A 22,079-nucleotide genomic window follows, 5' to 3' on the forward strand; every position below is an offset into this window, starting at 1 on the left:
CGGAAGACATAGGGCACACGCCATGGCCACAAAGACACGCAAACCCCGCGCCTCCCAGTGGGGAGAGCCGACGCGCGAAGCCATTCTTGAAAAACTCTCCATCGGCAAGAGCCTCCGCGAGATCTGCTCGGCCAAAGGCATGCCTTCCGAGGGGACAGTCAGGGGCTGGGCGGTCCAGGACGTGGCCTTCGCCACGCAATACGCGCGTGCGCGCGAAGTTGGGATGGAAGCCCTCGGCGATGAAATCCTGCAGATCGCTGACAGCCAGGAAGGCGACATCATCAAGACGGAAGACGGTCGCGAGATCGTCAACCACGACGCCATTCAGCGCGCAAAGCTGCGGGTCGACACTCGCAAGTGGCTGATGAGCAAGATCGCCCCGAAGAAATACGGTGACCGACTTGATCTCAACCACTCGGGCAGCATCGAAACAATGCCAGATGCCGCCGTTGAATCTCGGCTCGCTTTCCTCCTCGGAAAAGCTGGAGCTGCTTCAGTTGCTGGAGGAGAAGGAGAGGCGGAGCCGTCAAAACCGACTGGCGACGTATAAGCCATATCGGAAGCAGGTAGAATTTCACAAATCGGGCGCGGCCTATCGCGAGCGCCTGTTTATGGCGGGTAACCAGCTCGGCAAGACACTGGCCGGTGCGGCCGAAGCGGCGATGCACCTCACAGGGGAATATCCGGAGTGGTGGCAAGGATATCGGTTCTCCGGACCGATCGTGATGCTCGCCGGTTCCGAATCGTACGAACTGACGCGCGACGGTGTGCAGCGGCTCATGATCGGGCCGCCGATGAACCCCAAGGACTGGGGAACCGGCTACGTTCCGAAAAAGGCCATTGTCTCCACCACCAAGCGCTCAGGCGTATCTGGTGCGCTCGATAGCGTCTCGGTTCGCCATGTCTCTGGTGGCATCTCGACGCTTCTGTTCAAGGCATATGAGCAAGGCCGGTCGAAGTGGCAGGCCAACACCGTCAACTTCGTTTGGTTCGACGAAGAGCCGCCGCCAGACGTCTATTTCGAGGGCATCACACGAACCAACGCGACGGGCGGCCTGATCACGGTCACGTTCACGCCGCTGAAGGGGATGAGCGAAGTGGTCCGACGCTACACCAAGCCTGGAGATGATCCCGGCGCCGTAGACCGCAACGTCACGACGATGACGATCGACGACGCCGAGCACTACACCCCTGAAGAGCGGGCAAAAATCATCGCCAGCTATCCGGCGCACGAGCGCGAGGCACGCACGAAGGGTATCCCGGCACTTGGCTCCGGCCGTATCTTCCCGGTGACGGAAGAGAGCATCAAGGTCGCGCCTTTCGAGATCCCGAAGCACTGGGTGCAGATTGGCGGCCTCGATTTCGGATGGGATCACCCGTTCGCCGCCGTCGGCTGCGCATGGGACCGCGACGCCGACGTCTTCTATGTCACGAAGGCCTATCGAGCGAGGGAATCAACGCCGGTCATTCATGCGGCCGCATTGAAGCCGTGGGGAGCCTGGCTGCCGTGGTCGTGGCCTCACGATGGGTTGCAGCACGACAAGGGCAGCGGCGAGCAACTGGCGGTGCAGTACCGTAGCCAAGGGCTCACGATGCTGCCGGAGCGAGCCACCTTCGACGACGGAACGAACGGCGTTGAGGCTGGCGTCATGGACATGCTCGACCGGATGATGACCGGTCGATGGAAAGTGTTCTCGACATGCCCGGAGTGGTTCGAGGAATTCCTCCTCTACCACCGCAAGGATGGGCAGATCGTCAAGGAGATGGACGACCTGATTTCGGCGTCCCGTTACGCGCTGATGATGAAGCGCTTTGCCAAGGTGAAACCCTCGAACACCGCTTGGGCGTTCACTGATCGGAAGGTTGTTTGATGCCAGCATTGACGAATGGACAGGTCGCCTCGCAGGTGACGCAACTGGTGAAGGATTGCGAGAGCTTTCGCGACCAGCTCTCCTCCGCCCGCATCAAGGCGATGGAGTACTACGACGGCGAGATGAAGGACGTCCCGGCCGACCCGAACCGGTCGAAAGTCGTCTCGCGCGACGTTCGCGCCGCGATCAAGAAGGTTCTGCCCTCGATCATCCGCACCATCCTCGGCAACGACAAGGTCGTTGAATACGAGCCGGTGAACCAGGGCGACGAAGCCGGCGCCGAGCAGGCCACCGACTACATCAACTACATCGTCTTCCCGGAAAGCGACGGTTACGACGCGGTGCAGGACGCCGCACACGACGCGCTGAAGCTGCGCAACGGCGTCATTCGCTGGTGGTATGACAAGAAGCGCATCGTCGAGGTCTCGCGGCACACCGGCCTTGATGAGGCCGCCATGGTGCAGCTCGTCGCCAGTGACGATGTCGACGTGCTCGAGCAGTCGCAGTCGGTCGCGACCATCGACACGCCTGAAGGCCCGAAGAAAATCACCGTCTACGATCTGAAGATCCGACGTACGGTTGAGAAGGGCTGCACCAGGCTCGCCGCGGTACCGCTTGAGGAGTTCCTCATCCATCCCGACGCGATGTCGATCGACGACAGCCTATGCACCGGCATCAGCATGAAGATGCGCCGGTCCGACCTGGTCGCGATGGGTTACGATCGGGCCGTGATCGACGAGCTGCCGGCGACGACCAAGGACAACGAGAAGGAAACCGAGGAGTTCACGCGCCGTCGCGATGTTGTTGACGCCGACGACCAGGTGGCCAAGGCTGCCCAGGAGATCGACTACTACGAGCTCTATGTGAAGCTCGACGTTGACGACGACGGAATCGCCGAGTTGCGCCGCATGGTATTTGCGGGCGGTACCGCCGAGAAAAATCTCCTCGAAAACGAGGAATGGGACGAGGCGCCGTTCGCCGACCTGATCACCGAGCGCCGGCCGCACCAGCGCGAGGGCAATTCGATCACCGACGATGTGGCCGAACTCCAACGCGTCAAGACGGTGTTGCTTCGCCAGACGCTGGATAACATCTACTGGCAGAACAACCTGCAGCCTATCGTCCAGGAAGGCACGATCGAGAACCCTGAGGCGGTCCTCAATCCGAAGTTCGGCCAGCCGATCCGCGTGAGTCAGGGCACCGCGGTAGCCAATGCTGTCGACTACACGAAGGTCCCCTTCGTTGCAGCGCAGTCATTCGGAATGCTCGGCTACCTCGACCAGGAGGCGGCCGACCGCACAGGCATTTCGGAAGCATCGAGCGGCATGGCCCCGGATGCATTGCAGAACATGACTGCCAAAGCCTCAGCGATGATCGAGGCGGCAGGCATCGGCCAGACCGAGCTGATGGTTCGCACCTTTGCCCAGGGCTTGAAACGGGTATTCAAGGGACTGTTGCGCCTGGTCACCAAACATCAGGATCAGCCGCGCACGGTCCGCCTCCGCGGTCAGTGGGTAACCTTCGACCCTAGGCACTGGAACGCCGGCATGGATGCGACGGTGAACACCGGCCTCGGCGCCGGCACGCGCGAACGTGACATGATGATGGTGCAGATGATCCAGCAGTTGCAGGAGAAGCTGCTCGCATCGCTCGGGCCAGTCAACAACCCGTATGTGACGCCCGACAACCTCTACAACTCGATCGCGAAAACGGTCGAAGCGGCCGGCCTGAAGTCACCGGACCTCTATTTCACCAAGCCAGACCAGGAAGAGCTTCAGAAGCGCATGGCTGCCGATGCTGCCAAGCCTGATCCGGAAATGCAGAAGGCCCTGATGCAGGCCCAGGCGGACACGCAAAAGGCGCAGCTACAAGCCGAAACCGACCGGTTGAAGCTTGAGGCACAGACCCGCGTTGACATGGCGAAGATCGAAGCCGAGACCGAGCTCAAGCGCTACCAGATCGATCAGGAAATCGAGCTGAAGCGCCAGCAGTCCGTAGCTCAAGTGATGGTCGGTCAGCGCATCCCGCAAACCCAGATCGGGGGGCTACCAGGATGAAGCAGGACGAGAAGCGAGCCTCAGCTCGCGCCATGCTCGACAATCCGCTGTTTCATCTCGTCATGGGCGATCTGGAAGAGGCAGCAATCAACGGGTGCATCAACGCACCGGTTACCGACGATGAGACTCGCGCCGCCTATGCGGCCGAAGTGCGGGCCATCAGGAAATTCCGCGGCAAGCTCAAGTTCCTCGCCGAGGAACAAGCCACTGCTGACGGTAAAGGCGCCCCGGCATAGAGCTCGGGCCAAACCTTAGAGGCACTATAGACATGACAGACGCAGCCACCAACTCCCCGTTCGTTGGGGAGAGTGATAGCGGTCGCCCCGCACTCACCATCGACGACGCGGCAACCCTCGACTTCGCCGAGCCCCACGAGGCCAACGAGCAGGAAGAGGAAGAAGAGGCGCAGTCGACGAATGCGACGGATGAGGCCACCGAAGATCAGGGCCAAGAGACCGACGATGCCGCTGACCAGGGCGACGAGACTGCCGAGACCGAAGAGGGCGAGGCGTCCAACGAGACCCAGGACACCCTAGTCACCCTGAGAGGTGGCGAGCAGGTTCCTCTCGAGGAATTGAAGCTGGGATACATGCGGGATCGCGACTATCGCCACAAAACTCAGGAACTCGGCAATAAAGGTCGATCTCTTGAGACCATGACAACCCGCGTGACTAACACGGTCAAGGGAATCGCCGCCTATCTGGCAGAACGTTTGCCGGCTGAGCCGCCTCGTTCATTGGCGTATCAGAATCCCACCGAATACACTCGCCAGAAGGCGATGTACGACGACGGTTTGGCCAACATCAACCAGATCATTGAACTGGCGAACGACTCCACGGCAGTCGCCGGCGAGCTTCAATCGTCGACAACCGAAGAGACGCTTCAAGCTGAAAGCGAAAAGCTGGCTCAGGCGTTCCCGCAGACTACGAAGGACGAGGGCCGGAAGGCCTTCTTCGATCACGCGTTTACGGCCGCCCGCGATCTCGGGTTTTCCGACGAGGAACTGAAGGCCGTCACCGATCACCGACTATTCGGGCTGGCGTACTACGCTGAGATTGGCATGAAAGCGGAACAGGCGAAGCGCAAGGCGTTGACGAAGGTCACGGCTGCCCCGCCAGTTACGCCTAATCCTCGTTCGAATGGCGCCGCCAACCAGCAGGTTCGCCAAAACAGGGAGGCGATGCATCGGTTGTCGAAAACCGGGTCGATGAAGGACGCGATGTCCATCGACTTCGATTAAACACAGCAGCTTCGAAGGAATACGAATATGGCCGCATTGGCTAACACCTTCCAGACCACGAGCGCCAAGGGCAATCGTGAACAGCTTTCCGACGTGGTGTCCCGCATCACGCCGGAAGATACCCCGATCTACTCGCTGATCGAGAAGGGCACCACAAAGGGTGTGCATCCCGAATGGGAAACGGATGAGCTCGCCGCTCCGTCCGCGAACATCAAGACCGAAGGCGACGAGTACACGTTCGGTGCCATCACGCCGCCGGCTCGCCTTGGCAATTACACCCAGATCCTGCGCAAGGATTGGATCATTTCGGCGACCCAGGAAGCCGTCGAAAACGCGGGGAATGCGGAAAAGCGCAAGTATCAGAAGCTGAAAAAAGGCGTCGAGATCCGCAAGGACGTCGAGTTCGCCATCGTCGACACCAACGCATCGGTTGGTGGCGCTACCCGTGAATTCGGCTCGCTTAACACCTGGATCACCTCGAACGTCTCCCGCGGCGCCACCGGTGCCAACGGCGGCTTCAACTCTGGTACTGGCCTCACCGTCGCGCCGACCGACGGCACCCAGCGTGCGTTCACCAAGCCCATCTTGGATAGCATCATGCAGCAGGGCTATCAGAACGGCGCCAACTTCCGCCACGTCTCGGTTTCGCCCTACGTGAAATCGGTGTTCGTTACCTTCATGTCGGACAGCAACGTCGCCCCGTTCAGATATGCCGTTTCCAAGGGCGGTGAGCGCAATACCATCGTTGCGACGGCCGACTATTACGAAGGTCCGTTCGGCACGGTCATGATCCACCCGAACCGGGTGCAGGCGACCGGTGCCCAGCAGGCACGCAATGCCTTCTTCATCGATCCGGACATGTTGTCGTTCCTCTGGCTCCGCAAGATCCAGGAAGACAAGGAAGTCGCGAAGACCGGTGATGCCGACAAGGGTGTCCTTATCGGCGAAGGCACCCTCAAGGTCCACAACGAGAAGGGTCTCGGCGTTGCCGCCGACATCTTCGGCCTTACCGCCGCGAGCTAATCGTGTCGGTTCCATCATCATCTGCGAAAGGGCGGGCTTCGGCTCGCCTTTTTCATATCAGGGAAAGCGGAAATGGCAGATCAAACGCAGAGCGCGGCAAAAACGAAGGTTGCTCCGGTAAAGTTAATCTATGACGTTTGGCTCGAAGAAGACCTTCGAACTCCGAGCGGCACTGTGCTCGAGCTTCCGCTAGAGCGGGCGAGGGAGCTCATCGACGCCGGCAAGGCCGAGCGCGCCGATCCGCTTCCGGGCGAGTCCAGGTGATCATTCGTGATGGAGCGTGGACGCTCTACGATCACGACAAGATGACGGGCCGCGCGGTCTGGCATTTGTTCGACGGGGAGAAAGACGTTTTTCGCGTCGACTACCCCGTCGACAACCTCATCAGCGAAAACCAGGAAGTTCGCAACAGCGCCGAAAAGGCCTGGCGCGGTGACTGGCATCGGGTCGCCTCGATCCCGCTGAACATCGCCCACAACAGCGGCCTCGTGCAGGCCCACAGCGAGGGCGACGACCGCTATGTGAAGCGGTTCCTCAACAGTTCCGACAACCGCGCCTGGCGGACAAAGGACGGCCATCTGTGAGCGTCGAATACGACCGCATCAGATCCAAGGTGAAGGCCATCGAGGCGATCCGGCCCAGCACCGAGGAAAGCCCCGAAGGCCACCGGGAAGCGAACGAGCAGATTTCTCGTCTCATTGACCGCTCCCGCATGTTTGCCGACGCCGAGCGCGCACGGAAGGTTCCCTTATGAGCACCATTGCCGATTATGCCTCGTTGCTCGTCGATGCCGGCGAATACAGTGGCCGCAACGACGTCGCGCACCTCTTCCCGCGGTTCGTCGGTCTCGCAGAGCTGAAGCTCAACCGCTTTCTGCGCGTGGCTGAAATGGAGGTTGTGGCTCCTGTCACCGTCACGAACGGCGCCGGGACGTTACCAACTGACTTCCTCGAGGCGAGAGAGGTCAAGAACACCAACGGACTGCCGATCCGTGCCGTTTCCCTGCAGCAGCTCACGGAAAGCTACCTGGGGCGAGCCGGTATCCCGACCGGTTACGCCATCGTCGGCAGCACGATCAACGTCCGTCCCGTCGGCGACGGTGACCTGACCATCACCTATTACGGCAAGATCCCACCGCTGACGCCCGCGAACCCGGCGAACTGGCTGCTGGAAAAGGCGCCTGACGCGTACCTCTTCGCCCTCGTCGAAGAAATCGCGATCTGGGAACGCGACGCCGGCAAGGTGGGCGCAGCCTTGGAACTGAAGATGCAGGCCCTCTCCGGCCTCAAGATCGGCGATGAGCGCTCGCGCTGGGGCAATGCCCAAGTCGTCGTTGGAGGCCCGACCCCATGACTTTGCTTTCCGCCATCAACGAGGTTTGCGACGTCGTTTCGCTCGATCGGTTCGAAAGCGTCTATGGCTCGAACGATCCGAACGCCCAGACGATGGTTGCGCTTGCCCAGGAAGCCGGAGACGAGATTGCACGGCGCGCCGATTGGCAGCACATGCTGTCGACGCATACGGCCGCCGGCTCGCCCGAGAACCTGCCCGACGATTACCAGCGCATGACGCCCGGTGGCGCCGTGCGAACCGCCGCGGGCGACTTCTTCCGACCGATCACCAACAGTTCGCAATGGGCCGTCATCGCCGGCATTCCGTCGGCGCAGCCGTACTTCTTCGTTCGCGGTCAGCAGATCCTGTTTTCGCCGGCCGCTTCCGCCGTCGGCGCAGTGATCGACTATCTGTCGAAGAACTGGGTTCTGCATGATCCGGATGGCCCCCAGGCCACGTTGACCGCCGACGACGACACGACGCTCTTCCCGGAGCGCCTGCTCGTCAAGGGCGTCATCTGGCGCTGGAAGCGACAGAAGGGCCTTCCCTATGAGGATAACCTCGCCGAGTTCGAGGCCGACCTCGTGCAGGAAATCAACGCCGATCGAGGTGCCTGATGAAGATGGCAGTCCGACCCGCTCGCATCGGGCAGAGCAACCGAGGCAATGTCTCGATCGGGAAACAGCAGACCTCGCAGCCCATCACGTATCCGGCGCCGAAGCTCGGGCTGGTCACGACGACGGACATGGCGAGCCAGTCACCGGGCTCCGCTCTAGTGCTGCGCAATTTCCTGCCGACGCTCGTCGGTGCGAAGATCCGCGGTGGGTCCGTCAAGAAGGCGCTGGCTGCCGATGGCGGCGACATCAAGAGCGCGTTCAAATACAAATATGGCTCGGTGGAAAAGCTGTTCATGGCAACGGACAGCGCCATCTACGACATGACGGCGCCGGCAGCACCGCCGACCACGACCGCAGCGGCCGTCAGCGGCTTCTCGGGTGGTGATTGGTGCGCTTTCCAGCATACCAACGCCGGAACGTCCTATCTCGTCTGCTTCAACGGTGCCAACAACCGGCAGTTATACAACGGCGTCTCTTGGACGACGGCGCCGGCAATCACGTTCGTGGACGGCACGACAATGCCCCAGCTCAACTATGGCTGGCTCTTCAAGAATCGTCAGTTCTTCCTGAAAAACGCGACCCTCGACGCCTACTATCTGCCTGTGAACGCGATCGGCGGAGCCGCCGTCGTGTTCCCGCTCGGCGGGGTCATGAAAAAGGGCGGCTCGCTGTTGACGGGTTTCTCCTGGTCGCTGGAAAGCGGCGACGGTCTGTCAGATATGTGCGTTTTCGTCTCGACCGAGGGCGAGGTCGCCGTTTATGCCGGATCGGACCCGAGCGACGCGAACAACTTCGCTCTGAAGGGCGTCTATCAGATCGGCAAGCCGCTCGGAAAGAACGCGTGGATCCGCGCAGGCGGCGATATCCTGGTTGCGACGAGCGACGGGCTCACTCCGATTTCGCAGGTGTTCCAGCGCGATCGGCAGGCCCTAAGCCTGGTCTCGATCTCGCGACCGATCGAAGACGATTGGAAGAAAGCGGCGAACGCAACGGGCGGCGGCTGGACACTGACACAGTGGCCCGAGCAAAACCTCGTCTTCGTCTCGTTCCCGGAAAACACGGTCGTCACCGATACGACCTTCGTGCTCAACGTTCTGACGGGCCGGTGGACGAGCATCAGCAACTGGAAAGCGCTTTGCTATGCCACCCTTCAAGGCGGCCTCTTCTTCGGGGCGCTCGACGGCTACGTCTGGCAAGGCGACATCGGCGGTACCGACGATGGGCTGACTTTCAGCGCCACCTATCTGTCGCAGTTCTCGCCGGCCGGTCAGTTCGGGCAGCGCGCAACGGCCTCCCTGGCGCACATGTATTTCCGAGGGAAGTCGAAGCCGAAGGTCAGGCTTTTCGCTCGGGCCGATTTCGATCGATCGACGCCGACTTTTGCCGGTGTCACCGTTGGCAACACCAATTCGTCCGAGTGGGATGTCGGCCTCTGGGATGTGGCCGTTTGGGACGGCGTTTCCGAACTCATGCGTTATGACGACCGGCAGAATGTCCGAGCGACCGGCGACATGATCGCGGTCGGATGCGTCATCACCTCAGGCGGCACGGTGAAGCTCGACCTCGAAATTGACCTCGCCACGGTGCAGGTCTCAGCAGGCGAGGCCAGCGCATGATGTTGATCTGGGGCGGCGAAAGCGCGCCAGAGGTCAACCAGGCCGTCGCGTCCTTTGTTGCCAGCCAAATCCCCGGCTGTGAACGTGGGTGGGAGAATTTCACGACCTTGGGGCTCGTCGACGCCGATCGGCTCGTTGCCGGCGTCGTCTTTCACAACTATGCGCCCGAGGCCGGTGTCATCGAACTGTCGTCGGCATCGACCAGCCGGCGCTGGCTCACCCGGCCGATGCTGAAAGGCATGTTCGGCTACCCGTTCGAGCAGCTCGGCTGCCAAATGGTCGTTTTGCGGGTGTCAGAGCGCAACGCGGTCATGATCGAAATCGCCCAGCGCTTCGGCTTCACAGCTCACCGGATTCCCCGGCTTCGCGGTCGGGATGAGGCGGAAATCCTGTTCACTTTAACTGATGACGAATGGCGGACTCACCCCGTCAATCGGAGGTAACATATGGGCAAGTCCAAAGCACCGAAGGCGCCGGATCCGAAGGAGACCGCAGCCGCGCAGACGTCGACCAACATCGGCACAGCGATTGCGAACCAGACGCTCGGCAACGTCAACCAGGTAACGCCCGACGGCGCGCTGACCTATTCGCAGACCGGTACCAAGCAGTGGAAAGACCCGACCAACGGCGCGATGTACGATCTGCCGCAATACACGGCGACACAGACGCTGTCCGCCGGTCAGCAGGCGATCAAGGATCAGAGCGACAAGGCCGAGCTGAACCTCGCGACCTTGGCGTCCGGACAGTCGGCAAAGCTGAACGAGCTTCTTGGCAAGCCGGTGGACACGTCAGGCGCTCCGGCCGCTGGTGACCCTTCTAAGATCGGGCTGCCGCAGTATGCCGGCTATGGTGCGGGGCCGACATTGACGACTTCGCTGCCGAACGCTGGCAATGTTCAGTCTTCCATCGCAGGCGCCGGCAACATCCAGAGGGACGTTGCAAACGCGGGCCCCATCAAGACGTCGCTGGGTGATACAGGCAACATCACGAACACTTACGACTACAGTGCCGACACCTCGCGTTATGAGAACGCGCTGATGGAGCGGATGAACCCGCAGCTCGCACAGAGCCGGTCAGCGCTCGAAACGCAATTGGCGAACCAGGGCCTGCAGCCTGGCTCCGAAGCCTATAACCGCGCGATCGACGCCGCATCCAGGCAGGAGAATGACGCCCGCCTCGGGGCCATCCTCAACGCTGGTCAGGAGCAATCTCGCCTTGCCGGCCTCGCTCGCGATCAGGCGACGTTCCAGAACTCCGCGCAGCAGCAGAACTTTAATCAGGCGCTTGCGGCGGCCGGCCTCAACAACCAGGCGCAGGCGCAGCAGTACGGCCAGAACGCCAACAACATGCAGCAAGCGAACGCCGCGCAGGCCCAGCAGTTTTCGCAGAACGCGGCTCAGTTGGAGGCGAACAACGCGGCGCAGAATCAGAATTTTCAGCAGGGACTGGCATCGGCAGGCTTCGGCAACGACGCGAAACAGCAGATGTACCAGAACCAAAACACCACGACCGCGGCAAACAATGCGCTGAAGGATCAGACCTTTAACGCGCAGCAGGCCCAGCTTGCGGCGCAGAACAATGCCCGGTCGCAGTATCTCAACGAGCTCTACGCCCAGCGCAATCAGCCGATCAACGAGATTTCGAGCCTGCTTTCTGGCGCTCAGGTCAACAACCCGAACTTCGTGCCGACACAAGGGGTGAACATCCCGAATGTCGACTATGCCGGCCTGGTGCAGCAGGACTATGCCAACAAGGTCAACGCCTACAATGCGAAACAAGCTGGCATCGGTTCGATCCTCGGTGGCGTCGCCGGCCTTGCGTCCCTGTCGGACGAACGGGCGAAGAAGGACATCAAACAAGTCGGCGGTCTCTATGAGTACCGCTACAAGGGCGAGGGCAAGAATGCTCCGAAGCGCATCGGCGTCATGGCGCAGGAGGTCGAGAAGATTCGGCCTGAGGTGGTCATCAAGGGCGACGATGGTCTTCGCCGCGTAGATTACGGCGCCCTCTTTGCTGCAGGAAGGCAGAAGTGATGGCAGGATTTCTTTTCGGTGGCGATACCGGCGAAACTGCGCAGTCGCTCGCTCGCAAGCGCGATATCCAGGACATGCTGGCGCGCCAGATCATGGGCTCTCAGCCGAAGACGGCCCAAGAGGGCATCGGCGCTCTGTTGAGCGGCATCGGCGTGGGCATCAGCCGCTATCGTACCGACAAGGCGCAGCAGGCGGGCACCGACGCGGCCTCGAAGCTCTACAACTCGATCCTGGGCGCACCCGCACGATCGACGGCGAGCGCACCCAGCGTCACACCCGGCGCCATGGGCGGCAACATGCCGAAGGTCGACAGCAAGGGAAACATGCCCGTTTCCACGGTCGGCAACGACGAGATCCGCAGTGGCATCATCTCTTCGGCCAACGCCCTCGGCATCGATCCGGTCGACCTTGCGACGGCTATTTCTTATGAGACCGCCGGCACCTTCGACCCGACGAAGAAGGGACCGAAAACCCAATGGGGTCAGCACCAGGGGTTCCTTCAGTTCGGTGAGCCTCAGGCGAAAGAGCACGGCGTCGATTGGAACAATCCCGTCGGCTCGCAGCTCGGCGAGAATGGTGCCGTCGTCAGCTACCTGCGCAACGCTGGTGTGAAGCCAGGCATGGGCATGATGGACATCTACAGCGCCATCAATGCCGGCAGCGTTGGTCGCTATGGCGCCTCGGATGCCAACAACGGCGGCGCACCTGGTACGGTCGCGGACAAGGTCAACAACCAGATGGCCGGCCACCGTCAGAAGGCGCTTGCGCTGATCGGGCAGGGCGGCGCCACTGTCGGCGAGCCGATGGCGTACTATGACGATAAGGGCATGTCTGTCGAAAGCCGTCAGCCGGCGTTCTCTCCGGATGCACAGACGCGCCCGGCTGGAAACGCTCGAGCTACCGTGGATGCCACCGCACCGCGGAATGCTGCCGAGGCGGTGACGGCTATGGCTGGTGGCAACATGCCGGCGACGAGCCCGTTCGTGTCGCCGTTCGTCGATCCTCACATGCAGTCGACCGCAGCCGCCGGCCAGGCCGGGGCGTCTCTCTCTGACGAGGTCGCCGCTTTCGAGCAGACGCCCGAGTACGCCGCGCGCTTCCCGGGCCGAAAGGTCAGCCCTTCTTTCCCGGGCAAGGAAACCGACGACATGGCCGTTGCCGCGCTTCCGCAGCCGGTGAACGTGGGCGCAAATCCGGTCCCACCGAACTCCCAGCCTGTCGCCGACGGCCAGATCCCGGCGCAGTTCGCGGGCTCACAGCAGCTTGCCAGAGCCGAAGGCGGCATCATGAATGCGCTGAACACTGGAACCCCTGCGACGCCGCAGCAGATCGCTCAGGCAGTGGGGCAGCAGCCGGCGCAGGTTGCGCAGTCGGCCGGTGGCGTTGACCCCCGTCTCTACGAGATCCCGTCCAACGGTTTCGCGACCCCGGAGATGAAGGCTGTCGCGCGGACGATGCTTCAACAGCAGATGGGTGAGCAGGAAGCAGCGCGCGAAGAGGCGACCTGGCGTAGCCGGCAGGAGTATGAGCGCCAGGCGGCGCAGAATGATCCGCTCTACCGCATCAAGCTGCAGCAGGCCCAGAACGAGCTTGAGGGTGGCAAGAAGCAGCCGCTCATCAACGCCGGCAACGGAAATGTCTATGACCCCAACGACAAGACGTGGATCACGCCTCCCGGTTCCTCGGGGTCCGGTGGCGCGTTCCGCTTCGGTGGCAACTCAGTCGAGGCCCAGGCACTCAACGGTCTGATGGATAGCGGCGCACTGACGCCTTCCCAGGCGCAGCAGCTCGGCGCCGGAAAAACGATCAGCGGTCCAAATGGCGAACTGATCTTCCTCACGCCGCAGGGTGTGTTCGGTACCTCGTCGCAGGCGGGTGGAGCTATCCAGCCGATCACGCCGAACCAGACTGCCCCGCAGGGGAGCAATTCGCCGCAGGCGGTGCCGCAAACGACCCCCGAAGCTGTGCCCCAGGCCGTTCCGCAGGCAGCCGATCAGCATTCTCAGAGCCAGCCGGCCACGCTCGCGCCTGGTCAGATTGTGCGCGATGGAAACATCCAACTCACCGAGCCGAAAGTTCCTGAGGCTCAGAAGAACCGCGCTGCTTCCGTGGATCAGGCATACAAGGCGCTGAACACGGAATTGGATCGGTATTCGGAGCTTGTCGAGAAAACGGGCATCGAGGCGATGCCTGGGCAGAGCAAGGATCAGCTCAACTCGGTCCGCCAGGGCGTGATGCTCCAACTGAAGGAGCTGTTCAATCTCGGCGTTCTCAACGGCCCCGACCTCAGCCTGATGGAACGCATGATCTACGATCCCGTCATTGACCCCTTCAAGGAAGGCGGGGTCATGAACCTCCCGGATCAGCTTTTCACGTCGATCGCGGGCAATCCCGGCGCACGGGCGAAAAGCTCGGTCGACGAACTGAAGCGCATGATCGGGAACATCCGAAATTCGGTGACCGCTCCAAAAAACAATACGGGCGGCGACCAGAGCATTGATGACCTCGTCAAGAAATATGGGGGCTGAACGTGGCCACACTCGAACAACTTGGTAACGCGCTGCGCAATGCCGACCAAGCCGGCGATGTACAGGCGGCGACGCGCCTTGCCGCCGAAATCAAGCGAATGCGTGCGGAGGAAACGCCCACTGCCGGCGGTCGTCACCTGTCCTTTGAGGAGGGAGCTGCTCTCCTCGATCGAGAGGAGAGCGCGGCCAACGGAAGCGGCACCTTCGGGGCGGCAACGACGAGCTACATCAACGGGATTCCCATTGCGGGCCCGATACTACTCGACGGCACCCAGCGCGGCGCAGCGGCTCTATCGTCCGCGATCAACGGCAAGGGCTACGACGAGAACCTGAAGGAAGCCCAAGCGCTCACCAAGGCGGCCCAGGAGGCACACCCGAGGGTTTCGACCGCTGCCGGTATCACTGGCGCCGTCGCCGGGACACTGCCAATGGTGGCGGCCGCTCCGGCTGCCTTCGGTGGCGGCAGTGCAGGGCTGCTCACGCGGTCTGGCATGTCTATGCTTAGCGGCGGTGCTGTTGGCGGTACCGACGCCGCCGTTCGATCGGGTGGTGACGCCGGAGAGATATGGAACGGCATCAAGTGGGGTGGTGGCCTTGGTTTGGCTGGTCCTGCCGTGGGCAAGGCCGTCGGCTCCGGTGCGCGCAAGCTTATGGACCTCTACCGAACAGCGCAGGCAGCGCAGGCGGCCGGCACCAAGCTCGGTACCGTCAACCAGATCGCGAAGGCTATTGCCGGCGACGGTCTCGACGAGGCCGGTGTTCGCTTGCGCCTCGACCGGCTGGGGCCGGAAGGCATGATCGCCGATCTGGGCCCGAATACGCAGGGAAAGGCGGCAGCGTTGGCCGCGATGCCTGGCCGGGGGCAGGACGTCATGCGCTCCGCGCTCGAAGCTCGCCAGGCCGGCGCGAACGCCCGTATCGCCGAAGTCGTCGACGAGACCATGGGGCGCAACGTCATCCCCTCGTTCGTCGACGAGGGCATTCAGGCAAACCAGCGCGTCCTGGGGCCGGAATATCAGCGGCTGTTCCGGAACGTTCGTCCGCACGACTTCCTGCCGATCGCCGACGACCTCGATCGACAGATCCACACGCTACGCGGCGACGCGCAGCGCGCTTTGCGGCAGGTTCGGGGCATGCTCAACACCACTGGCACCGACCGTGTTTCGAATGATCCTCGCGTGGCTTTCCAGACCCGACAAGCAATCGACGGCATGCTCGGTACCGAAACTGACACGAAGGTAGTTGCGGCGCTGACGGAAGCACGTCAGATGATCGATGATTCCTTGACGCGGGCGGTGCCTCAGTTGAAGGAAGTTGACTCGGCCTATGCCGAGCTCGCCCGCCAACGAGAAGCCCTGACGCGCGGCCAGTCGGTGCTCGATCATGGCAGGACGGCACCACGGCCGGCAGAGCTCGAACGCGAAATTGCCGAGGGCGGGCTTCCTCAGGGTGAGCAGATCGGGCCATCGGCGGTGCCGTTCCGGCTTTCCCAAGGCGCCCGCGCCGAAGTCGATCGAATCCTCGGCAGCAACGCCAACGATATCGCCCGCCTCAACAAGTTGGTGAAGTCTGAGGGGGACTGGAACCGCGCGCGTCTCGCTCAACTGTTCGGACAGGAAAAGGCGGACCGACTGTTCGGAGCGCTCGACAACGAACTGACCTTTGCCCGTACCCGCCAGGCGGTCACCAGCAATTCGGAGACGGCACGGCGCCTACAGCACATCGCTGATCTCGGCGGAACGGGTGATCCGAACCTCGCGCGGAACGCTTATGCGGCTGGCGGAGCGGCTGGTGCCGTGCGCGCCGCCGGCATCCGTACCGCCGACAAGATTGCCAATGCGATCATGGGCGGCCGACGCGAGGCGGCGAACGCTTCGCTGGCCGAGGCGATGGTCAGTAATCGAGACGCATTGGTGGATGCTTTGGCTCAGGCGCAACGCCGCGGACAAAACACGAAGCTGGTCGAGGATCTGGCGAAATCAATCCTGCTTGGACCCGGAGCCACGGGGGCGAGATGAGGGATCAATCCAGATGATCAGGAGATACGCTGATACGGCGAACAGCATGCCAAATACGAAGCCTGGGTCAAACCCATCGCCGAAATGACTGCCGAGCACGTCCGTCCCCTTTCCGATCGCGTAAAGGATGAGGGCGGTCACTGCGATGCAGGCTATCTGGATAATCCGGATCATCGGTACACGATATACTAGAATCAGGAAAACTAAAGCCTCGCCCAGTCACCTGTCATCATCGGGATGGTTTTCTTTACCCTGGAGCCAGCCTTCAGTCCAAAAATGCATGTCGATCACGCGCATCATCGGAGCGTCGAACTCGACTGACGACGAAAGTCTCGCTCGGGCGAGCTCCAATGAGTTGCGGTTCGCCTCAACATAGTCGAGGATCTGCGAAATGGAGCGTCGCGCAAATCGTCCGCTGACGTCGGCCGACCGCAACCCCGCAACCAAAAATCGATCGTACGCTGGAACGCATCCGAGGGCCGCAAGCATGATCTTGCTCGAAAGCGTGTCGGTTACGGAGACGTCTTCTTCTAAACCTTCACGAGTGTACTGCTCCTCGATGGCATTCTTCGCGGTCAGAATAGCCTCGATGTCTCCCGGCTGCGGGCATACTGAGCGAAGCATCTGGGCGCTCTTTGTGCGAAGAAACGCGACAACCCCCAAGTGCACTGTGTAGTCGCACCCTTTCAGGAATGCCGAGCCCCGCATCATCCCCCAGCTTGCCAGAAAATAACCGAGTTGGAGTGCAAGTTGATCATCAGTGCACGTTGAATCGCCAAACATTCGGTAGCAGCGAGCCCAGGACCCAAGATTGCTATGTGGCCGAGCAGCGTCGGCCAAGCGCTTGGAGACATTTAAGGAAATGCGGGCGGCGGGATCGCTTCCATCGAGCATGATTGTTCGATCATTCATGATCAGAGTCGAACGGGATGTAACCGCCGCCGATAAGCCAGTCGTGAATGATGCGCTTTATTGCGTCTTCACGGCTTAGCCCGTGCTCGGCCATGAACATTTGAATGCCCCGTTCGGTCTCGTGATCGAATTCCATTACCCACCCCTGCTTGCAGCGGGGGCATGAAACCGAAATCGCGCAGAACTTGCAAGGCTCCCGCTTCGGGGGCCTTTTTCTATGGAGAATGCTCATGCCCAGAACAGGTGGCGTTTACAGCCCTCCCGCTGGCACCAAAGGCACGCCGAACACGACCATTCAGAGTGTGCCCTACAACACTTGGGTCGATGATCTGACGGCGGACGCCAACGCCGCTCGCCCGATCACGGCAGGCGGTACCGGTGCGACGTCGGCGAGCGGTGCCCGCACGGCGCTTGGCCTCGCAATCGGGTCTGACGTGCAGGCCTACGACGCCGGCTTGCAGTCGATTGCCGGCCTGACGACGGTTGCCGATCGAATGATTTACGCGACCGGCGTCGACGCCTACGCGACGACGGCTCTCACCCCGTTTGCTCGCACGCTGTTGGACGATGCCGACGCCGGTACGGTCCTGACCACTCTGGGTGTCTCCCCATACATTCAATTCCTGCTGAATGACGCCGACTCTGCGACGGCGCGTGCAACGTTGGGGGTGACGATCGGAACAAACGTGCAAGCCTATGACGCGGACCTTGCCGCTATCGCCGCTCTGATCAGCGCGGCGAACAAACTTCCCTATGCAACGGGCACCGGGACTTGGGCTCTGACGGATTTCACCGCATTCGCGCGCACTCTGCTTGACGATGCCGATGCCTCTACAGCTCTCACCACCCTCGGTGTATCGACGTATGGAAAGTCGCTGATCGACGACGCGGACGCAGCAGCAGCCCGCGCCACCCTCGGACTGGGCACGGCGGCAACACAGAACACCGGAACCTCCGGGGCCAACGTCCCGCTATTGAACGGTAACAACACTCATTCCGGTACGAACATTTTCACCGGCAGCGTTTCCGTTGATGCCGCCGGAGACAGGGCTTTTTACTATCGCAGCGCCGCAGGGGTGAACCGTACAGTTACTTACCATGACAACGCCGCGGAAGCCTTTGTAATCAGCCTGCGCGACACGTCTGGGGTAGGGATTCGCAGCCTCACGCTGTTTCAAGGTGGAAACATCCAGTGGGGCGGCAACACTGTCTGGCACGCTGGCAACGACGGCGCCGGCTCAGACAACGACGCAGGGAAGTTCGCCGGTCAGCTTCCGACCTACTACACTGATATCCCCTCTCGGCTTGGTTACACCCCGGTCCAGCAGGGCGGTGGTGCGGGGCAAGGGACCAACAAAGTCTATGTCGGGTGGTCGGCCTCGGGTCTGAAGGCGCAAGTCGATGTCACAGACTTGGGGAAAATCTGGACTGATTCTCTGGCTGGCGGTGCACCGTCCAGCGGATGGGTAAAGTTCCCGAGTGGCCTGATCCTGCAATCAGGCTCCACCGTCGTATCGACAAACGCTTCTGCTGACGGAAGCATCAGCTTCCCAAGCGCGTTTCCGACGGCATGCACATCGGTCGTGGGCGTCGGCGGTGACACTACCGTTCCGTCGACCGATTTGAAGATCGGCGCTCTTACGACAACCGCATTCAACTTCCGCGCCCCGGGAGCCGCAAGCACGCCCGTCCGCGTCAACTGGATCGCCTGGGGATACTGACCATGAAAATCTATGCACTATTCGACACCGCCGGCCGCGTCGCAGGCTTCTGGACCGACGACCTCTATCCGCCGAACGAAGACGGCGGCATCAACCCGGCGATTCCGGCCGACGTTGTCGAGATCAGCGCCGAGGCTCACGCTCGCTTGGTCGAGTTCCCGGACGCCTGGCGCTGGCAGAACGGGGCGCTGGTCGCCTACGAGGCGCCGCCGTTGACGCCAGAAGAGGCGAGGGCAGCGATGCGGCCCCTCACCGCCAGACAGTTCCGTCTGGGGCTGCTCAACGCCGGTATCGCGCCATCGGTCGTTACAGCGACAATCGGCGGCATGCCGGCCGGCCCTGACAAGGACAAGGCTCAGATCGAATGGGAATACGCGACCACCTTCAATCGAGCACACCCGCTGATCGCGACCGTTGGCGCCGCGCTCGGCCTCACTAATGATCAAATCGACGTCATGTGGCTGGCAGCGGCCAATCTCTGACGCTGGCGAGCTTGAAACCAACGAATATCTGGCCGTAGATGGCGCGTCTGTGAATTCGAACGCTCAGACGGAAGGCTCCGGATCATCCTCGTGGGATTCTGGGGCCTTTTTATATCGGGCGGCGCGAGCGTGGCGAGTCTGTCCTTCGACTACTTGGCCGCGCTTCGGATCTCTCTGGCGACGTCACTGTCTTCTCCGCAGCATTCAGTGGCAATGTCCAAACAGCGTTGCCGTTCCAGGGCAATAGCCTCAGCAACCATCTTCGTCGGGTCGCGTTGCCCGCGCGCAAGGTGACGGGCCGAAAGGCTCCACGCTGTTTCAGCAATCTCTTCTGGAATCATAATTCGCCTCAGTTGACACTCAACCGAACGTAGGCGCCCTCGCTTTCGTGAAACGTGTGCGTGATTCCAGATCGGTCGGCGTGCAACCTGAGCCACGACACACCAGCAAGGCCGCGAGCCTTACGCTGCCAACCCACCCACCACAGGAGACCACAATGGACCGCGCGAAATTCTTCGCGGCGGTGCGCTCGCCCTTGTCCATCAGTAAGAAAGCACAAGTGCAGGGCATCGACGCTATCCTCGACGAGGCCGCGCGCCGCGGCACGAGCTTGCCGCGCCTGGCCGCAATCCTGGCTGAGGTGCACCACGAAACCGACGGCGCCATGCAGCCTGTTTCGGAAAACCTCAATTACTCGGCCAAGCGGCTGACGGAAGTTTGGCCCAGCCGATTCCCGACACTTGCTGCGGCGCAGCCCTTCGCGAACAACCCGCGCAAGCTCGCCAACAGGGTCTACGGCGGCAGGCTGGGCAACACCGGCCCTGACGACGGCTGGCTGTACCGTGGACGCGGGCTGGCGCAGATCACTGGCAAGACGAACTACGTCAAGTTCGGCCTCGCCGGCGCTCCCGACAAGGCGAGCGAGGTGGCCACCGCCGTCCGCATTCTCTTCGACGGGATGACCGGCGGCATTTTCACCGGCCGCAAGCTGAAGGACTACGACTCCGCCGATGGCTACCGCTACGCGGCCTCGCGCGCGATCATCAACGGCGACGTGAAGGCAAACGGCGCGCGTATTGAGAAGTACGGTCGCGCCTTTGAGGCTGCGCTGCGCTCTGGTGGCTATGACGGCACCGCGCCTGCAGCACCCACCGCCACTGGCTTCTGGGCCGCGCTCGGTCGCTTCCTGCTGACGCTTCTCAAGGGAGGCAAGAAATGACCGTCTGGATTCGCATCGCCCTCTACATGATTGCCGGCTGGCTCTACGGCTCCGGCTACATCGGCGAGGAAGCCAAGGCGCTGATCACCGACGATCCGGCCGTTGCCGCATCGATCGAGGCTGGCATTGCTGCAGCTATCTGGAGTTGCCCCCAAAAGACCGGACGTGCTCAGGTTTGAGATTGCGAGCTGATGAACTCGCGGGGTGATTGATATCCTAATGCCTTATGCGGGTGAAGATCGTTGTAATGATCGAACCAGAAGGGCAGTTGTGCGATGACGGTTTCGGCATCCGGAGTTGGGTTTACCGAGACGTAATCGCGCTTGAATGTTTTGACAAAGGCCTCCGCCATCCCGTTCGACTGCGGGCTGCGCACCGGCGTCGAGCACGGCTCCATGCCGATGTCGCGGAGCAAGGATTTGGTGTCCTTGGCGATGAAGCAGGAGCCGTTGTCCGTGAGCCATTCGATAGGCTGCGGCAACATGTTGATGCGGCCAAAGCGGTTCTCGACAGCCGTGATCACGAGGTCCTGCACATCTTGGCTCTTGATGCCTTCCGTGGTGGCGATATGGGCGATTGCTTCCCGGTCGCAGCAATCGAGAGCGAAGGCCACTCGGACCTTCTCCTTGTTGTCGCAGCCGATCTCGAAGCCATCGGAGCACCATCTGGTGTTCGAGCGGGCGACGGCGACCTGGCCGTCATGAAGACGATCATCGACGGCTCCGGTATGTCGCACGAGCAGTAGATGATGCAGCTTCATGACCCGGTAGACGCGCTTGGCATTGGGCCATGACTTGCCCTGTTTTCGGGCATTCCTGCGTAGGATGGCATGGACCCGGCGATAGCCGTAGGTGGGCATGTCGGCGATGACGGCCTTGATATCTTCCACCAGCTCCCGATCCGGGAGTGGCGGGCGCCCTCTGGCTCTGGAAGGGGAACCTGTGGCACGGGCAGCGATATTCGACCGGGCGACACCCAAAGTCTCGCAGACGGTCTTCATTTCAAAAAGTCCTTCGGAAGAGAGAGCGAACGCAACATCTGTTTTTTTGGGCCGGTGGCGATTTCGAGGGCTTCCTTGAGGATTTCGCCTTCCATCGTCTTCTTGCCCAACAGGCGCTGCAACTCCTTCACCTGGGCCTGAAGCGCCCGGTATTCGGAAGCCGGAACGACCTCCTCCTCGGCGGCCGTCGCCGTCAGCGCCCCTTGAGACGCCAGCTTGCGCCATGCGAACAACTGGTTCGGCTGAATGCCGTGCCGCCGGGCAACGACGCTCACCGTCGCATCCGCCTCGTAGGTCTCTTGAATGATGGCCAGCTTCTCCGCCGTGCTCCAGCGCCGTCGCCGTTCCGGACCCGAAAGGACTTCCATCTTAAAGTTGCTACTAGTCATATTACCAACATTACTCCTACC

Annotated in this window: 23 protein-coding genes; 20 read left to right on the top strand and 3 right to left on the bottom strand. The window is 61.7% G+C overall.

Annotated elements, in window-relative coordinates; translation table 11 throughout:
• Positions 1-22: 22 nt before the first annotated feature.
• From LAC81_RS01930 to LAC81_RS02005, 16 genes are all read left to right on the top strand, one after another.
• Positions 23-550 (top strand): terminase small subunit protein, encoded by a 528-nt coding sequence (locus LAC81_RS01930; protein ID WP_223726494.1) that lies wholly within the window; start codon positions 23-25, stop codon positions 548-550.
• The gene (locus LAC81_RS01935; RefSeq protein WP_223726495.1) at positions 441-1,871 is read left to right on the top strand and encodes a terminase large subunit domain-containing protein; all 1,431 of its coding nucleotides are present in this window, start codon (positions 441-443) and stop codon (positions 1,869-1,871) included. The genes LAC81_RS01930 and LAC81_RS01935 overlap by 110 nt, the downstream gene beginning before the upstream one ends.
• Positions 1,871-3,928: a portal protein gene (locus LAC81_RS01940; RefSeq protein WP_223726496.1), complete on the top strand. Its 2,058-nt coding sequence runs from the start codon at positions 1,871-1,873 to the stop codon at positions 3,926-3,928. The genes LAC81_RS01935 and LAC81_RS01940 overlap by 1 nt, the downstream gene beginning before the upstream one ends.
• Positions 3,925-4,164, top strand: coding sequence for a hypothetical protein (locus LAC81_RS01945; RefSeq protein ID WP_223726497.1), 240 nt, complete (start codon positions 3,925-3,927; stop codon positions 4,162-4,164). Before LAC81_RS01940 ends, LAC81_RS01945 begins: the two co-directional genes overlap by 4 nt.
• 32 nt (positions 4,165-4,196) lie before the next feature.
• The gene (locus LAC81_RS01950; RefSeq protein WP_223726498.1) at positions 4,197-5,168 is read left to right on the top strand and encodes a hypothetical protein; all 972 of its coding nucleotides are present in this window, start codon (positions 4,197-4,199) and stop codon (positions 5,166-5,168) included.
• Positions 5,169-5,195: 27 nt separating this feature from the next.
• Positions 5,196-6,191 carry a DUF5309 domain-containing protein gene (locus tag LAC81_RS01955; RefSeq protein ID WP_223726499.1) on the top strand — a complete coding sequence of 332 codons (996 nt, stop codon included), beginning with the start codon at positions 5,196-5,198 and terminating at the stop codon, positions 6,189-6,191.
• Between the two features lie 72 nt (positions 6,192-6,263).
• A complete protein-coding gene (locus LAC81_RS01960) occupies positions 6,264-6,455 on the top strand; it encodes a hypothetical protein (protein WP_223726500.1) in 192 nt (63 codons plus the stop codon).
• Positions 6,452-6,775: a hypothetical protein gene (locus tag LAC81_RS01965; RefSeq protein WP_223726501.1), complete on the top strand. Its 324-nt coding sequence runs from the start codon at positions 6,452-6,454 to the stop codon at positions 6,773-6,775. Before LAC81_RS01960 ends, LAC81_RS01965 begins: the two co-directional genes overlap by 4 nt.
• Complete coding sequence (locus LAC81_RS01970; protein ID WP_223726502.1) at positions 6,772-6,945, top strand: hypothetical protein; 174 nt, start codon at positions 6,772-6,774, stop codon at positions 6,943-6,945. The genes LAC81_RS01965 and LAC81_RS01970 overlap by 4 nt, the downstream gene beginning before the upstream one ends.
• Positions 6,942-7,544, top strand: coding sequence for a phage adaptor protein (locus LAC81_RS01975; protein ID WP_223726503.1), 603 nt, complete (start codon positions 6,942-6,944; stop codon positions 7,542-7,544). Before LAC81_RS01970 ends, LAC81_RS01975 begins: the two co-directional genes overlap by 4 nt.
• Positions 7,541-8,140 (top strand): hypothetical protein, encoded by a 600-nt coding sequence (locus LAC81_RS01980; protein WP_223726504.1) that lies wholly within the window; start codon positions 7,541-7,543, stop codon positions 8,138-8,140. Before LAC81_RS01975 ends, LAC81_RS01980 begins: the two co-directional genes overlap by 4 nt.
• 5 nt (positions 8,141-8,145) lie before the next feature.
• Positions 8,146-9,756: a hypothetical protein gene (locus LAC81_RS01985; RefSeq protein WP_419195837.1), complete on the top strand. Its 1,611-nt coding sequence runs from the start codon at positions 8,146-8,148 to the stop codon at positions 9,754-9,756.
• Complete coding sequence (locus tag LAC81_RS01990) at positions 9,753-10,199, top strand: GNAT family N-acetyltransferase (protein WP_223726506.1); 447 nt, start codon at positions 9,753-9,755, stop codon at positions 10,197-10,199. Before LAC81_RS01985 ends, LAC81_RS01990 begins: the two co-directional genes overlap by 4 nt.
• Before the next feature lie 3 nt (positions 10,200-10,202).
• Complete coding sequence (locus LAC81_RS01995) at positions 10,203-11,789, top strand: tail fiber domain-containing protein (RefSeq protein WP_223726507.1); 1,587 nt, start codon at positions 10,203-10,205, stop codon at positions 11,787-11,789.
• On the top strand, positions 11,789-14,317 hold the full coding sequence (locus tag LAC81_RS02000; RefSeq protein ID WP_223726508.1) for a hypothetical protein: 2,529 nt from the start codon (positions 11,789-11,791) through the stop codon (positions 14,315-14,317). Before LAC81_RS01995 ends, LAC81_RS02000 begins: the two co-directional genes overlap by 1 nt.
• A 2-nt stretch (positions 14,318-14,319) precedes the next feature.
• The gene (locus LAC81_RS02005; RefSeq protein WP_223726509.1) at positions 14,320-16,335 is read left to right on the top strand and encodes a hypothetical protein; all 2,016 of its coding nucleotides are present in this window, start codon (positions 14,320-14,322) and stop codon (positions 16,333-16,335) included.
• A 219-nt stretch (positions 16,336-16,554) separates the two neighbouring features.
• On the opposite strand, the gene LAC81_RS02010 is transcribed toward LAC81_RS02005, so the two are convergent.
• The gene (locus LAC81_RS02010; protein ID WP_223726510.1) at positions 16,555-17,247 is read right to left on the bottom strand and encodes a hypothetical protein; all 693 of its coding nucleotides are present in this window, start codon (positions 17,245-17,247) and stop codon (positions 16,555-16,557) included.
• Positions 17,240-17,383 carry a hypothetical protein gene (locus LAC81_RS02015; protein WP_223726511.1) on the bottom strand — a complete coding sequence of 48 codons (144 nt, stop codon included), beginning with the start codon at positions 17,381-17,383 and terminating at the stop codon, positions 17,240-17,242. Before LAC81_RS02015 ends, LAC81_RS02010 begins: the two co-directional genes overlap by 8 nt.
• A gap of 94 nt (positions 17,384-17,477) precedes the next feature.
• Here LAC81_RS02015 and LAC81_RS02020 point away from each other — a divergent pair, with 94 nt between their 5' ends.
• From LAC81_RS02020 to LAC81_RS02035, 4 genes are all read left to right on the top strand, one after another.
• A complete protein-coding gene (locus LAC81_RS02020; protein WP_223726512.1) occupies positions 17,478-18,968 on the top strand; it encodes a gp53-like domain-containing protein in 1,491 nt (496 codons plus the stop codon).
• A gap of 2 nt (positions 18,969-18,970) precedes the next feature.
• Positions 18,971-19,450 (top strand): hypothetical protein, encoded by a 480-nt coding sequence (locus LAC81_RS02025; protein ID WP_223726513.1) that lies wholly within the window; start codon positions 18,971-18,973, stop codon positions 19,448-19,450.
• A 496-nt stretch (positions 19,451-19,946) separates the two neighbouring features.
• Entirely contained in the window at positions 19,947-20,669 is a 723-nt protein-coding gene (locus LAC81_RS02030; protein WP_223726514.1) for a hypothetical protein, read from the top strand.
• The gene (locus tag LAC81_RS02035; RefSeq protein WP_223726515.1) at positions 20,666-20,848 is read left to right on the top strand and encodes a hypothetical protein; all 183 of its coding nucleotides are present in this window, start codon (positions 20,666-20,668) and stop codon (positions 20,846-20,848) included. The genes LAC81_RS02030 and LAC81_RS02035 overlap by 4 nt, the downstream gene beginning before the upstream one ends.
• On the opposite strand, the gene LAC81_RS02040 is transcribed toward LAC81_RS02035, so the two are convergent.
• A protein-coding gene (locus tag LAC81_RS02040; RefSeq protein ID WP_223726516.1) for an IS3 family transposase occupies positions 20,839-22,058 on the bottom strand; the annotation gives its coding sequence in 2 pieces (ribosomal slippage) (positions 20,839-21,725 and positions 21,725-22,058; 1,221 coding nt in all). The two genes, LAC81_RS02035 and LAC81_RS02040, sit on opposite strands and share 10 nt — an antisense overlap.
• Between the last annotated feature and the right edge of the window lie 21 nt (positions 22,059-22,079).

Source organism: Ensifer adhaerens, assembly GCF_020035535.1.
Classification (GTDB): domain Bacteria; phylum Pseudomonadota; class Alphaproteobacteria; order Rhizobiales; family Rhizobiaceae; genus Ensifer.